Annotated in this window: 8 protein-coding genes; 3 read left to right on the plus strand and 5 right to left on the minus strand. The window is 69.1% G+C overall.

Annotated features, from left to right (window positions below):
• Nucleotides 1-288: 288 nt before the first annotated feature.
• Together RCF13_RS25135 and mrcB are read right to left on the minus strand one after the other, a co-directional pair.
• Complete coding sequence (locus RCF13_RS25135) at nucleotides 289-825, minus strand: hypothetical protein (RefSeq protein WP_134969161.1); 537 nt, start codon at nucleotides 823-825, stop codon at nucleotides 289-291.
• Nucleotides 822-3,248: a penicillin-binding protein 1B gene (gene mrcB / locus RCF13_RS25140; RefSeq protein WP_072167685.1), complete on the minus strand. Its 2,427-nt coding sequence runs from the start codon at nucleotides 3,246-3,248 to the stop codon at nucleotides 822-824. The genes RCF13_RS25135 and mrcB overlap by 4 nt, the downstream gene beginning before the upstream one ends.
• A 96-nt stretch (nucleotides 3,249-3,344) precedes the next feature.
• On the opposite strand from mrcB, the gene RCF13_RS25145 reads away from it, so the two are divergent.
• The gene (locus RCF13_RS25145; protein ID WP_231352259.1) at nucleotides 3,345-5,444 is read left to right on the plus strand and encodes a glycosyltransferase; all 2,100 of its coding nucleotides are present in this window, start codon (nucleotides 3,345-3,347) and stop codon (nucleotides 5,442-5,444) included.
• On the opposite strand, the gene RCF13_RS25150 is transcribed toward RCF13_RS25145, so the two are convergent.
• Together RCF13_RS25150 and RCF13_RS25155 are read right to left on the minus strand one after the other, a co-directional pair.
• Complete coding sequence (locus RCF13_RS25150) at nucleotides 5,441-7,006, minus strand: hypothetical protein (protein WP_061480347.1); 1,566 nt, start codon at nucleotides 7,004-7,006, stop codon at nucleotides 5,441-5,443. The two genes, RCF13_RS25145 and RCF13_RS25150, sit on opposite strands and share 4 nt — an antisense overlap.
• Nucleotides 7,007-7,036: 30 nt before the next feature.
• Entirely contained in the window at nucleotides 7,037-9,193 is a 2,157-nt protein-coding gene (locus tag RCF13_RS25155; protein ID WP_061480346.1) for a bifunctional (p)ppGpp synthetase/guanosine-3',5'-bis(diphosphate) 3'-pyrophosphohydrolase, read from the minus strand.
• A gap of 130 nt (nucleotides 9,194-9,323) precedes the next feature.
• On the opposite strand from RCF13_RS25155, the gene RCF13_RS25160 reads away from it, so the two are divergent.
• On the plus strand, nucleotides 9,324-9,848 hold the full coding sequence (locus tag RCF13_RS25160; RefSeq protein WP_061480345.1) for a hypothetical protein: 525 nt from the start codon (nucleotides 9,324-9,326) through the stop codon (nucleotides 9,846-9,848).
• A 74-nt stretch (nucleotides 9,849-9,922) separates the two neighbouring features.
• Here the strand turns inward: RCF13_RS25160 and hrpA are convergent, their stop codons facing one another.
• A complete protein-coding gene (gene hrpA / locus RCF13_RS25165) occupies nucleotides 9,923-14,005 on the minus strand; it encodes an ATP-dependent RNA helicase HrpA (protein WP_134968967.1) in 4,083 nt (1,360 codons plus the stop codon).
• A gap of 86 nt (nucleotides 14,006-14,091) precedes the next feature.
• Here hrpA and RCF13_RS25170 point away from each other — a divergent pair, with 86 nt between their 5' ends.
• A complete protein-coding gene (locus RCF13_RS25170) occupies nucleotides 14,092-14,640 on the plus strand; it encodes a Dps family protein (RefSeq protein ID WP_006439098.1) in 549 nt (182 codons plus the stop codon).
• Nucleotides 14,641-14,967 lie beyond the last annotated feature (327 nt).

The raw sequence follows: 14,967 nt of genomic DNA on the forward strand, positions 1-14,967 counted from the left end.
ATGTAAGCTCGGTCGCCGCATCCATGCGGCTCACGCCCCTGCGCAGGGGCCCCCCCCCCCCCCCCCCCGGCTTGGGGGGGGGGGCGCCCCCCCCCCGGCAAAAAAAAAAAAAAAAACAGGGGGGGGGGGGCGGGGCCCCCGGGGGGGGCCGCCCCCGGCTGTCCGCCCCCCCCCCCCCCACCCCCCCCCCCCCCCCCCCCCCCCCCCCCCCCCCCCCCCCCCCCCGGCCCAATCACATGACCCGCATTTTGCGGCCAGCCACGAGGGGCTGCGCCGTTGGCTGGAAACTCAGTACCGCTTGATCCCCGGCACCGTGCAGCCTTCAATCTGCGCATGCGCCGACACCGCGTTCTCCTTCTCACCGCGCGCCAGCCGCGACTGCTCGATCGTCGCCCAGTGCCGGCGGCACAGCGGCCCGGTCTTCGAGCCCAGATCCACGGCCTTGCGCGCGAACGTCTCCGCCTGTGCCCACTGCCCCTGCAGCAGCGCCAGTTCGGCACGCTCCTGCAGCACCGCCGGGTCACCAGCCACGATCTCCAGCGCATGGTCCAGGCTGCTGGCGGCACCGGCGAGATCGTTGGCCTGGCGCTGCGCCTGTGCGGCCAGCCTCAGGTCTTCCACCTGCGAATCACGCAGCGGCTGCACCGACAGTTCCTTGTCGTCCGGACCCGCTGCAGCATCCACGGCCGCCAGGCGCTGCGCCGGCGTGGTGGTATCGACCGGCTTGACTACCGGCGGCGCGCTGCTCACGCAAGCGGCCAAGGACAGACTTAGGCCGGTCAGGGCCAGGGGCTGCAGCAGGGTTCGCATGTTCATCGGCATCATCGGCTCGGGGGAGGAGTGGTGGCGGCAGGTTCGGCGGGTGCTTCCGGCTTGCGGTCCAGGCCGAACCAGCTGCGCCAGCCACCGCCCTCGCCTTCAGCCTCGCCCTGCCCCTCGGGCGACGCGGCCGGCGCGCACGGCGCATAGGCAGGCGCATAGCCCACCACGAACGGGAAACGACGCGCGCCGGGGCAGCCTTCATCGGTGCTGTTGAGACCGGTGGGAGCCACCGGCTGCCAATCCAGGCCCTTGTTGCTGACCCGCAATGGCGCACTCGGCAGGCGTTGGAAGATGCCCGACCAGACCCGCATCGCGCCAGTGGCGCCATACAGGCCGGCCTGCTGGTTCTGATCGTTGCCGATCCAGATCACCGCCAGGTGGTCGCCGGTGTAGCCGGCATACCAGCTGTCACGGCCATCGTTGGTGGTGCCGGTCTTGCCGGCTGGCTGCAGACGGCCGAGGCCATCAGCATTGAGCCGCTGCGCGGTACCACTGGCGACGACCTGCTGCAGGCCGACACTGATCAGGTTGGCGGCAATCGAATCGCCTTCCTGTGCCGGTGCCGGGGTCTTGTCGTAGCGCTTGAGCAGCTTGCCCTGCGGATCGAGCACGCCACGCACGGCGTGCAGCGGCTGGATCTCACCCCCGGACGCGAGGAACTGGTACAGCTGCGCCATCGCATACGGGCTCTGGTCGGTCGAGCCGAGGATCACCGCCGGATTGGCCTCGGCCTTGATGCCGGCCAGCACATGGATCAGCTGGGTCACGCGCTCGGGGCCGACCTGCATGCCCAAGCGCACCGTCGCCTGGTTGTACGAATGCGCCAGCGCATCGATCAGGCGCACCGTGCCGTGGCTGCGGTTGTCGGCGTTGCCGGGGCTCCAGTTGCGGCCGCGGCCGAGCTGCACCGTCACCGGCGAATCATCGACCCAGCTGGCCAGCGAATAGCGGTCCGGCTGCGCCAGGGCCAGCAGGTACACGAACGGCTTGAGCAGCGAACCGACCGGGCGCTGCGCCTCGATCGCACGATTGAAGCCGACCTCGGACACCTCACGGCTGCCGATCACCGCCAGCACGTCGCCGTTGTGCACGTCGGTCAGCACCATGCCTGCCTGCAGTTCAGGGCGACGCTGGCTTTCCAGCGACTTGATGGTGCGGGTCACCGCGCCTTCGGCATAGGCCTGCGCGGACGGCGACATGCCGGTCATCACGCTCAGGCCCGCGCCCTGCAGCGCAGATTCCGGATAGTCATGCGCAAGCTGCCGGCGGACCAGGTCGACGTAGGCGGGGAAGCGGTTGGCTGCCACCAGGCCCGGTGTCTTGGGCACACCCAACGGAGCCTTCAGCGCGCGCTGGTACTCGGCATCGTCGATCAGCGTGGCCTCGTGCAGCTTGCCCAGCACGAAGTTGCGGCGATCCAGCGCACGTTCCGGGTTGCGCCGCGGGTCGTAGAAGGACGGCCCCTTGACCAGGCCGATCAGCAGGGCGATCTGCTCGGTCTCCAGCGACTGCAGGTCACGCCCGAACCAGAATTCGGCGCCGGAGGACATGCCATGGATCGCCTGGCTGCCGCGCTGGCCCAGGTACACCTGGTTGAGATACGCCTCGAAAATCGTGCGCTTGTCGTAGCGCGCCTCCATGATCAGCGCGTACAGCACCTCATTGAACTTGCGGGTGAGCGTCTGCTCCTTGCCGATGCCAAGCAGGCCGCTGCGGGCCAGCTGCTGGGTGAGCGTCGAGGCGCCCTGGCGGCTCTGGCCACCGGAACGGATCGTCACCCACACCGCGCGCGCGATGCCGGACAGGTCGATGCCGTGATGGCGGTTGAAGTCCTTGTCTTCCACTGCCTGCAGGCCGGTCACCAGCAGGTCCGGCGCCTCGTCCATGCGGATCAGGCGGCGTTCTTCCTGCTTCTGGCCGTACAGCGTGGCGATGCGCGCCGGATCCAGCCGCGCGGCCTTCAGTGCCTTGCGGCTGTCGGCATCGCGCAGCGAGGCCACGCCGCCATCGGCCAGCGACAGCTCCACCCGGCGCGGCGCCACCCGGCCATCGACATCGTTGTAGCCACGACTGGAGATCACAAAGCGACCGCCGTTCACCGCATAGGTGGCCGGCTCCTTGCCCTGGCCGTCATCACGATAGGCGGAGGCGGCCAGTTCGGTCTTCAGCGTGGACGCATCCATCGCCTTGCCGGGGGTGAGCACCAGCGGGCGCGCATACACGCGCGTCGGGATCTGCCAGCGCAGCTCGCCGAAACGCTGGGTCACCTGCTGGTTCAGGTACAGCGTATAGGGAATGAGGAAACCCAATCCCAATGCGACCGCAGCCATGCTCCAGGTGATCAGCCGGCGCCGCCACAGCGGACCGCTGTCCTGCGGGTCGTCGTCGAAATCGTCGATGTCGTCGGAATCGTAGCGTCGGGGCACGGGAATGCGAGAATGTAGGGTCTGGCGAGTCTACCCCAGCCACTGCGGCTGGCGAGTTCTCCCGGGTTCCCCTGCTTAAGCTGGAGTTGCAACCGGATGGCGATGTCCCTGGCCGAGATCCGATACCTGATCAACCGCCTGTCGGGCCTGGCCCGCCGGAGCCTGGCAAGCCTGCGCACCCGCGGGTGGCGGGCCACCTGGCAACGCATCCGCGTGCACACCCAGCGCGCCGTTCCCGCGCCGCGCACGCCGCTGTTCCTGCCGCCGGCACGGGCTTTCGCTCCCTTCACGGTGCCGTTCAGCGAGTCGCCGGAGGTAAGCATCGTCATCCCGGTCTACAACCACGTCGACCACACCCTGGCCTGCCTCCGCGCCCTGGCGGCACACCCGCCCGCAGCCGCGTGCGAGATCCTGGTGGTGGATGACGGCAGCAGCGACGCCACCGCGCAGTGGATGCCGCAGGTGGCGGGGTTGCGCTATGAGGTGCGTGCGCACAACGGCGGCTTCATCGAAGCCTGCAACGAGGGTGTATCGCGCGCACGCGGCCGCTACGTGGTGCTGCTCAACAACGATACGGTGCCGCAGCCGGGCTGGCTCGACGCCCTGCTGTACACCTTCGGCAGCGTCCCCGACGCCGGCCTGGTCGGCAGCCAGCTGCTGTATCCCGATGGCCGCCTGCAGGAATCGGGCGGAGTGATCTTCGCCGATGGCAGTGGCTGGAGCTATGGCCGCTTCGAGGCCGCTGACGACCCGCGCTTTGCCAGCCTGCGCGACGTCGACTATTGCTCCGGTGCGGCGCTGATGCTGCCGCGTGCCCTCTGGCAGCAGCTGGACGGCTTCGATACCCGCTACAAGCCAGCGTACTACGAGGACACCGACCTGGCCTTCCGCGTGCGTGCACAGGGCCTGCGCGTGCTGGTGCAGCCGGCCAGCCGGGTGATCCACGACGAGGGCACCAGCAACGGCACCGACACCGGCAGCGGGGTGAAGGCCTACCAGGTGCGCAACCAGGCCATCTTCGCCGCCCGCTGGGCCACCGAGCTGGCCCGCCATCCGGCGGTGGGCGAAGTGCCGTCGCCGGCGCTGCTGCTGCGTGGCCGACGCCAGGTGCTGATCCTGGACGAGGAAGTACCGCAGCCTGATCGCGATTCCGGGTCGCTGCGCCAGGTCAATCTGATCCGCCTGCTGCTGCAGGGCGGTGCCCACGTGGTATTCGTCCCGACCCGGCGCGAGCATGCCGGCGCGGCGACCGAGGCGCTGCAGCGGATGGGCGTGGAAGTCTGGTACGCCCCCTTCCTGGACGGTGTGGCCGGCTGGCTGCGCAGCCATGGGTCGCGTTTCGACGTGGCGATGCTGGTGCGCCACCACGTCGCCCACGAGTGCCTGCCCCTGCTCAAGCGCTATGCGCCGCAGGCACGAACCGTGTTCGACACGGTCGACCTGCACTACCTGCGCGAACGCCGCGGTGCCGAAGTGGCGGGTGATGCGGCTCTGCTGCGCGCAGCAGAACGCACCCGCAGCAGTGAATTGGCAGTGATGGAGCAGTGCGACATCACCGTGCTGGTGAGTGCGGCCGAACGGGAGCAGCTGCAGGCCGATGCGCCACGGGTGCGGGTGGAGCTGATCTCCAACCTGCACGAGGTTGCCGGCGCCGGCGCCGTCTACGAGCAACGACACGATCTGGTGTTTGTCGGTGGCTTCCGCCATCCGCCGAACCTGGACGGGATGGAGTGGTTCATCGGCGAGGTCTTCGCCCACATCCGCGCCCGGCTGCCGGAGGTACGCCTGCACTGCATCGGCGCCGCGGCGCCGGAATCGTTGCTGGCACTGGCCGCACGCCACCCCGGCGTGCAGATGCACGGCTTCGTCGAGGACATCACGCCCTACATGGACGGCGCGCGCATTGCCATCGCACCGCTGCGGTTCGGTGCCGGCGTGAAAGGCAAGATCAACCTGAGCATGGCCCATGGCCAGCCGGTGGTCGGTACCACCTGCGCCGTGGAGGGCATGCACCTGCATCCCGGCCAGGACGTGCTGGTGGCCGATGACGCTGCCGGTTTCGCCGATGCGGTGGTCCGCCTGTACCAGGACCCGCAGCTGTGGCAGCAATTGTCCGATGCCGGCCTGGCCAACGTTGCCGAACATTTCTCACTCGATGCCGCCCGTGCGACCGTGCAGCGGGTGTTCTTCGCCTAGTCCGCCCGTCCACCGGCGCGGCGCAGGCGATCTTCAAACGCCGGCAGTTCGGCCAGATCCGGCTGCAGCAACCGCGCCTGTTCGGCGGCATGCGCGGCGAAGGCGAGGTCACCGTTACCGAGCCGCTCGCTGCCGATCGCCAGCCAGCGCTGGGCCAACCGCAGCCGCGCCGAGGGCAGTCCGGCTGCGGTCGGTGACAGGGTCTGCCAGGCCTGCAGGCAGGCGCCTGCCGCCTGCACGCGGTTCTGCCGCAGATTGTCGTCGAAGCAGCGTCGGCTGGCGGGCAGCAAGCGTGCGGCGGCCGCCTTCACCCGCGCATCGCGGGGAGCCAGCGACTGGGCTTCGCGCAACGCGTCGAACGCGCTGTGCCCGGGTGGGCTGATCCACTGCCCCGCGCGCTCGGCACGTTCGATCTTCCGCAGGTGGTCGCGAAGCTGGCGTTCGCGCTGCGCCGTGCTGACCGCGGGCTGCTGCAGAGCCCGCTGCGCCTGCTGCGCGCGCTGCAGGCGCTGCGCCAGTTGTTGCCGGACTGCCTGCGAAGCCCCCAGCTCCGCCGCCAGGGCCGCATCACGTTGCGCCGCATCGAACTGGAAGTCGTCGGCGGACTTCTGGCTGCGTGCAACCACTGCCTGCAGGGTCTGCTCACGCCCGCGCTGCGCATTGGAATCATCGGCGGCCACCACCAGCACCGCCTGGAAACCCTGGGCCGCAGCTTCCAGCTGCTGCCGTCGCAACGCACGCTGCGCCTGCCGCAGGCGCCGGTCGGCCGCGCGCGCGAGGGCCTCCTCGCTCGCCGGCAGATCGGCATGACCGGCATCGAACTGACGGGCACGACGCAGGAGCGCGGCCGCCTCGGCCAACTCCCCTCGCTCTGCCAGCGTGCGTGCCTGCAGCAGCAGGTCGCTCAGCGCATCTTCGCGCCCTTCCAGCGCCGGCAGGTTGTCCGGCTGCAGGGCCAGGATGCGCTGGAACAAGGGCAACGCACTGCTGTCGCCGTCATCCAGGCGTCCGGCCGCGAACGCGTTACGCGCCTGCGCCAACAACGCACCAATACCGGCTCCGGCGCTGCGTCGCGCCTGCAACTGGCGGGCGACCGCATCGGCGTCGCCCTGCGGCACCTGCAGCTCACGGGCCAGTGCCAGGGCCTGCGCGCTGCCGTCCAGGTCATCCGCCTGCAGGCGATCGCGCGCCTGTTGCAGCGCTGCCGCGCCGGTATTGGCCAGGCCCTGGCGCGCCTGCGGGCGATCACCGTCCAGCGCCAGCGCCGCCTGGTAGCGCTCGCGCGCACCACTGCCATCGGCATCGCTCAGGCGCCCAGCCGCCAATGCACGATCCCCCTCGGCCAGCAGCTGTTCGATCTGCGGCTCATCCCAGAACCAGTCTGCCAACGGCTTGCGCAGCAGGACCAGCAGCACGAACACGGCCAGCGCTGCGAGCAGCGCCCAGCGCCAGATCCGGCGCGCATGGCGCGCCTGCAGCCACCACCAACGCCCCTCGCGACGGACACGGTCCAGCGCAGGATGTTCAGCGCCATGCGGGCGATGCGGGGGCTCGCGTTCCATGCGTGCAGGGTAGCCGGGGCAGCGTGAAGCTCAGCCGAGGCGACGCGCCTCGCTCACGCCCGGCAGCGCATCGAGCTTGCCCAGCAGCGTCGACAACTGCCCGTAGTCACTGACCTTCAGGCGCAGCCGCAGATGGGCACGGCCACTGTTGCGCACGTTGTCACTGTGGATGTCGAGCACGTAGGCGTCTTCCTGGGCGATCAGGTTGGTGATGTCCTTCAGCAGCCAGCGGCGATCGACCGCATCGACCACGACGTCCACCTCGTAGCCGCCTCCGGCCTGGCCCCATTCCACCGGCAGGATGCGCTGCGGGCTGCTGGCCGCCAGCCGGGCCAGCGCGGCGCAGTCTGCACGATGCACGGTGACACCCCGGCTTCGGGTCAGGTAGCCGACGATCGGCTCGCCGGCCACCGGCTGGCAGCAGCGTGCCAGCTGCACCAGCAGGTTGCCTACGCCCTGCACGGTGAACTTGGACTTGCCCAGGTTCTCGCGGCGCGCGGTCGGCCGCGGCAGGGCCGGTGCGGGTGCGGGCTGGCTGGCGGCACGCTCCGCCTCCAGCAGCGCACGGCTGACCTGGTTCGGGCCGGTATCGCCCAGCGCCACCTGGATGTACAGGTCATCGACGCTGTCGGCATGGAACTTCTTCGCCGCCACAGCCAGGTCCGCGTGCTGCAGGCCCAGCCGCTTCAGCTCGCGCTCGAGCAGCTCGCGACCGGCCTGCACGTTGCGCGCGCGATCCAGCTTGTGGAACCAGCTGCGCACCTTCTCGCGCGAGCGGTTGCTGGCCAGGAAGCCGTTGGCCGGCATCAGCCAGTCGCGGCGCGGATCGGCCTCCTTGCCGGTCAGGATCTCGACGCGGTCGCCGCTGCGCAGGCGGTAGGTCAGCGGCACGATGCGGCCGTTGACCTTGGCGCCGCGGCAGCGGTGGCCCACCATGGTGTGCACCTGGTAGGCGAAATCGAGCGGCGTGGCGCCCTGCGGCAGGTCCAGCACCTCGTCCTTCGGGCTCAGCGCATAGACCCGGTCCTCGGTCAGCTCGGCATCAAGCGCCCCGGCCAGTTCATTGCCCTGCCCGTCCTGCGCCTGTTCCAGCAGCTGGCGCATCCAGGTGATCTTGCGGTCGAAGGACTTCTCCGCGCCCTTGCCACCTTCCTTGTACTTCCAGTGCGCGGCCACGCCCAGCTCGGCCTGCGAGTGCATTTCATGGGTGCGGATCTGCACTTCGATGGTGCGACCTTCCGGGCCGACCACGGCGGTATGCAGCGAGCGATAGTCGTTGGCCTTCGGGCGTGCGATGTAATCATCGAACTCGCTCGGTACCGGTGCCCACAGCGCGTGCACCACGCCCAACGCGGCATAACAGGCGGCAACGTCGTCGACCATCACGCGCACCGCACGGATGTCATACAACTGGTCGAAGGCCAGCCGCTTCTTCTGCATCTTCCGCCAGATGCTGTAGATGTGCTTCGGGCGGCCGCTGACTTCGGCCTTGATGCCCTGGGCGACCAGCTCGCGCGACAGCACCTTCTTGACGTTCTCGACGTAACGCTCGCGGGCGATGCGGGTTTCATCCACCTCGCGGGCGATGCGGCGGTAGGTTTCCGGTTCCAGGTGGCGGAACGCCAGGTCCTCCAGCTCCCACTTCAGCTGCCAGATGCCCAGCCGGTTGGCCAGGGGCGCGTGGATGTCGCGGGTCAGCTGGGCCAGCGCGCGCCGCTGCTCCTCGTCCAGCTTGTCGGCCGCACGCATCCTCGCGAGCTGGCGCGCCAGCAGGATCGGCACCACGCGCAGGTCGCGGATGATCGCCAGCAGCAGCCGGCGCAGGCCCTCACTGTTGCGCCCCGCCTCACGGCCGGCATGCAGCGCCCACACCGGATCGGCCGCATCCTGGCCATCCAGCAGGCCGGTCACCGCCGCCTTGTGGTTGCCCAGCGGTAGCTGGTCCAGGCTGGCGCGCAGGCCCGGCAGGTCGAACAGCAATGCGGCCACCACCGCGCCTTCGTCGGCCGAGAGCATCGCCAGCGCATCGAGGGTATCGCCCAGCACCGACCAGCTGGCACGCATCTGGTGGTCGCAATCCGGCGCTTCCCAATGCTCACGCAGGGCCTGGCGCAGCGGAGCAGGCAGCACCGCTGCCGAGGGACGGTTCAACAAGGCATCCAGGCCGGGGACGGAAGCGCGGTTCACAGCATCGAGCAGGCAAGACAGAGGCCCCTACACTAGCGCCGGCGCCGTTCAGGGACAATCACTGCACCCACCATCACCCGGCATGAAGACATGCCGCTACACTCGCCCACACACCCAGGAGAGACCCGCCATGCCTTCGATTGCCCCGCGCGTCCGCCCACGGCTGCTGGCCTGTGCCGCCGTGCTGCTGTCCCTGTCCGCGCCTGCGCTGGCCCAGCGCGTGGTGGAGGGCGACCTGCAGCAGCAGATGTCGCCCTCCGAGTTCAAGGCCGCCGGGCTGGACAAACTCAGTGCTGGTGAACTGGCCACGCTCAACCGCTGGCTGCAGGGCAAGGTCGAGGCGGCCACCACCCAGGCCGTCGCCGCAGCGCGCGAAGAAGGCCGCCAGGAAGTGATCAAGAAGAACCGCGGCTTCCTGGACTTCGGCAGCAGCGAACCGATCGAAAGCAACCTGCAGGGTGAATTCCGTGGATTCGGCCAGGGCCGCCGCTACGTGCTGCAGAACGGCCAGGAGTGGGAGCAGATAGACGCCACGCACTATTCCGGTGGCCGCAAGGACGCCCCGCGCGTCAGCATGCGCCCAGGGGTGATGGGCGCCTGGTATATGAAGGTGGACGGGGTGAACGTGCAGCCGAAGGTTCGCCGCACCAAGTAACGTCCGGGCATTCCGGCCGTGCCGGCTCCCTGCCCGGCCGGCCACGGTCGCCCGAGGGGGCGATCTGGGCGCGCTCAGGCCTGGCGCAATGCAGCCACGCGCTGCGCCAGCTTCTTCGCCGAGATACCGGTGCGTGCCCCCAGCTCCTGCGCGAACAGCGATACCCGCAGTTCTTCCAGATCCCAGCGCAGCGCCTGCCATTGCGGGCGATCACGCAGGCCCTGCTGCTCGCCCGCCTCCAGCGCTTCCAGGAACGGATGCAGTTCCAGCATGCGCGCCTGGTCACGCGGCGGATCACGCTTGGCACGTTCGGTGCGCAGGATCATCGCCTTCAGGTAACGCGGGTACTGCGCCAGCGCGTCGGCCGGCGTGTCGCGCAGGAAGCCGGGGTGGATCAGCCCGGACAGCTGCGCTTCCATGTCGTCCAGGTTGCCGCGCGCCCAGCCCATCAGCGGCGCCTCCAGCATCGGCTTCAGCTCCGCCACCAGCGCCAGGATGGATTCGGCCAGCTTCAGCCGCGACATCGCCTCGCCAAACAGGGCCTTGGCGGCATGCTCGCGGCGCTGCTCGAAGGCCGCCGCATCACGGATGTCTTCCAGGCCCTCGGCCAGCACCGCGTTCATCGCTGCATCGACCAGGTCACCACGCAGGCGCTCCTGCGATTCGATCGCGGCATACAACAGGCCGGTCTTGGCACCGACCGGCAGCTGCTTGCGTGCCTGCTTCACCTTGTCGGCCAGGGCGATCTCCAGCAGGCGGCGCACGCCCAGCGGATGGGCGTCCTGCGCCTGCTGGCGGTCGGCGAAGATGCGCAGCGCCACGCTGTCGCCCTCGTCCAGCAGCGCCGGATAGGCCGGCACGCCGGCTTCACCGGGTACCTGCAGCGGAATCGGCGTGGCCGGGAACGTGCGCAGGCCGTCAGCCGCCATCTCGCGCCCGGCACGCGCGGCGAAGGCATCGCCAGCACGGCCACCGAATTTCGCGCGCAGCGCTTCCAGATCACGCGAGGTGGCCAGCACCTTGCCCTGTTCGTCGCGCAGCCGCAGGTTCATGTGCAGGTGTGGCTCGATCGAACCCGGCTCGAAATCCAGTGCGGTCACCGTCGCGCCGGTCGCACGTGACAGGAAGCGCGCCAGCTCACCGGTGATGGCATCCGCGCTGGGCTGCGGGAAGGCCTCGTAGAACGCGCGACCGAAGTCCGGCGCCGGCACGTAGTTGCGGCGCATCGCCTTGGGCAGGCTGCGGATCAGTGCCGAGGCCTTGTCGGCGACAAAGCCCGGCGCCAGCCAGCCCAGCTGCACCGGGTCCAACGCGTTGAGCAGGTGCAGTGGCACGTCCAGGGTGACGCCATCGTCGTCGGCCCCCGGTTCGAAGCGGTAGTGCAGCGCCAAGCGCGCCTGGCCCAGCGCCAGGTACTTCGGATAGCGCTCCTGTTCGCTGCCCTCACCGGGCAACAGGTCTGCCAACGACCAGTGCAGCGCCTTGCGCTGTTCCGGCGCCAGCCCTTTCCACCAGCTATCCAGTCCCGCCGCCGAGTGGATCTGCGGCGGCACCCGGTCCAGGTACCAGCGTGCCTGCCAGTCTTCGTCGGCAACGATGCCGGCGCGGCGCAGCTTGGCTTCTTCCTCGCGCGCGACCTCCAGCACTTTCTGGTTGTCGGCGACGAAACTGGCGCGGGTATTGATCTCGCCGGTCACCAGTGCCTGGCGCACGAAGATGTCATGCGCCTCGCCCGGCGCGATGCGGCCGTAATGGACCGGCTTCTTCGGTGCCAGCACCAGGCCGAACAGGCTGATCTGCTCAGACGCCAGCACCTGGCCCTGCGCGCGCGACCAGTGCGGGTCGAAGTGCTTGCGCAGCAGCAGGTGCGGCAGTTCGGCGATCACCCAGTCCGGCTCGATCGCGGCCAGGGTCATGCCCCATACCTTCTGCGTATCCAGCAGGTTGGCCACCAGCAGCCACGGCGGTGGCCGCTTTGCCAGCGCCGAACCGGGGAACGGCAGGAAGCGGCGCTGGCGTGGTGCCTGGAAATCGCCCTTCTCGGTGCGGTGGCCGATCTGCGTCGGCAGGCCCGCCACCAGTGCCCGGTGCAGGGTCTGGTAGGCAGCAGCGCGTACACGTTCGCTGAAGCCGCCGCCCACGGGCGCCTGTTCCTTCTGCGCGCGCACGGCCACCGGTGCCGGTGCGGCCTCGGCCTTGCCTTCGCGGGCCAGGCGCGCGGCACGATGCAACTGGCCGCGGGTGGCCTTTACTGCGGCCGCGTCATCACGCGCCGGTGCCGGCGCACTGCTGCCGGCCAGCAACGGTGCCATCGACGCCTCGCTGGCCTCTTCCTTCCAGCCCAGTTCCTCGCACAGCAGCCGCAGCTGGCGATGCAGCTCGCGCCACTCGCGCATGCGCAGGAAGCCGAGGAAATGACGTCCGCACCAGTCGCGCAGCTTGGACTGGGTCAGGTCTTCATGGGCCTGCCGGTAGGCATCCCACAGGCGCAGCACGCCGACGAACTCGGAGCGGCCATCGGCGAACTGCGCATGCGCGCTGTCGGCCGCACCACGCGCTTCCGGCGGGCGTTCGCGCGGGTCCTGGATGCCCAGGAACGAGGCAATCACCAGCATCGGCCGCAGGCATCCGGCGGCCTGCGCGGCGACCAGCATGCGCGCCAGCTTCACGTCCACCGGCAGGCGCGCCATCTGCTTGCCGATGGTGGTCATGCGCCGCTCGGCATCGATCGCGCCCAGCTCGGTCAGCTGCTGCCAGCCATCGGCCACCGCCCGCTCGTCCGGTGCCTCCAGGAACGGGAACTCCTCGATGCGGCCCAGGCCCAGCTGCAGCATGCGCAGGATCACGCCGGCCAGGCTGGAGCGGCGGATTTCCGGATCGGTGAACTCCGGCCGCGCCTGGAAATCCGCCTCGGCATACAGGCGGTAGCAGATGCCTTCGGCGATACGACCGCAGCGACCCTTGCGCTGGTTGGCGCTGGCCTGCGAGATCGGCTCGATGTGCAGGCGATCCAGCTTGTTGCGCGGGCTGTAGCGCTTGACGCGGGCGAAGCCCGGATCGACCACGTAGCGGATGCGTGGCACCGTCAAAGAGGTCTCGGCCACGTTGGTGGCCAGCACGATGCGCCGGTTCGGCCCGGGGTTGAATACCCGGTCCTGGTCCTGGTTGGACAGGCGTGCGTACAGCGGCAGTACCTCGGTATTGCGGTACTTGCGCCGTTCCAGCGACTGGTGCGCATCGCGGATCTCGCGCTCGCCCGGCAGGAAGATCAGCACGTCGCCGCGTGCGTCCAGGCGGGTGATCTCGTCGATGGCCGACACGATGGCATCGTTGACGGTGCGCTCGCCCTGGTCTTCGCCCTCGCCTTCCAGCGCGCGGTAGCGCACTTCCACCGGGTAGGTACGGCCTTCGACGCTGATCACCGGCGCATTGTCGAAATGCTGGGCGAAGCGTTCGGTGTCGATGGTGGCCGAAGTGACGATCAGCTTCAGGTCCGGGCGCTTGCGCAGCAGCTGCTTCAGGTAGCCCAGCAGGAAGTCGATGTTGAGGCTGCGTTCGTGTGCCTCGTCGACGATGATCGTGTCGTAGTTCGACAACCAGCGGTCGCTGGCGATCTCCGCCAGCAGAATGCCGTCGGTCATGAACTTGATGCGGCTGTCGTCGCTGACCTTGTCATTGAAGCGCACCTGGTAGCCTACCAGCTGGCCCAGTTCGCTCTGCAGTTCCTGCGCCACGCGGCTGGCCACCGCACGTGCGGCGATCCGTCGCGGCTGGGTGCAGCCGATCATGCCGGCCTGGCCACGGCCTGCGGCCAGGCACAGTTTCGGCAGCTGGGTGGTCTTGCCCGAACCGGTTTCACCGGCGATCACCACCACCTGGTGGTCGCGGATCAGTTTGATGATCGCATCGGCTTCACGCGCAATCGGCAGCTGCGGGTCCAGAGTAATGGACGGCTGCTGTTGCGCCCGCACCTGCCGGCGCTGCACCGACGCCTGCAAGGCCTGCTCGAAAGTAGCGGCCAGTGCCGCATCCTGCGGCTTGGCCTGGCAACGCGAGAGCATTCCCAGCAAACGGCCCCGGTCGCGGCTCATGGCGCCGTCGATGGCGGCGCGCTGTCGGCGCAGGCGGGGCGATGGATTTTTATCGATAGAGTTCATCAATCGGTTCGTTCAAAACTTTGAAAGCGACCAGTCATCACGACCGGTTTATTGTGAAGGCCAACGATTCCACAAGGAGGAACCCCATGGCGAAGACCAAGAGCACGACCAAGGCCAAGACCGGCAAGCAGAAGCTTGCAGCGGCTGCACCGTCGGCACCGAACATCGATATCGGGATCACCCAGGGCGACCGCAAGAAGATCGCCGACGGTCTGTCGCGCTTCCAGGCCGACGCGTTCACGCTCTACCTGAAGACGCACAACTTCCACTGGAACGTGACCGGGTCGATGTTCAATTCGCTGCACACCATGTTCGAGACGCAGTACACCGAGCAGTGGGCGGCCTTGGACGACGTGGCCGAGCGCATCCGCGCGCTGGGCTTCAATGCCCCGGGCTCCTACCGGGAGTTCGCTGCGCTGACCTCGATCGCCGAGGAACCGGGCCTGACCGACAGTGCGGACTGGCGTGAAATGGTACGCCAGTTGGTGGTCGCCAACGAAGCGGTATGCCGTACGGCACGTGAAGTCCTGGACGTGGCGGCCAAAGGGGACGACGCCCCGACCGAGGATCTGATGACCCAGCGCCTGCAGACCCACGAGAAGTACGCCTGGATGCTGCGCTCCCTGCTCCAGTAAGAGTTGGGGGTGGTTCGGCAGGGCTGCGCCCTGCACCCGCAGAGGCAACTGCAACGGCAACGGCCGGAGCAAAAGCGGGTTTCCTGTGGGTTGGCGGGGTGGGGGGGGGGGGGGGGGGGGCCCCGGGCCACGTGCAAGTATCGCGGGGGGCGCCCCCACACGCCCAACCCCCCCCCCCACCCCCCCCCCCCCCCCCCCCCCCCCCCCCCCCCCCCCCCCCCCGCCAACCCACAGGAAACCCGCTTTTGCTCCGGCCGTTGCCGTTGCAGTTGCCTCTGCGGGTGCAGGGCGCAGCCCTGCCGAACCACCCCCAACTCTTACTGGAGC

It is taken from the genome of Stenotrophomonas maltophilia group sp. RNC7, assembly GCF_030910085.1.
In the GTDB taxonomy this organism is placed as follows: domain Bacteria; phylum Pseudomonadota; class Gammaproteobacteria; order Xanthomonadales; family Xanthomonadaceae; genus Stenotrophomonas; species Stenotrophomonas sepilia.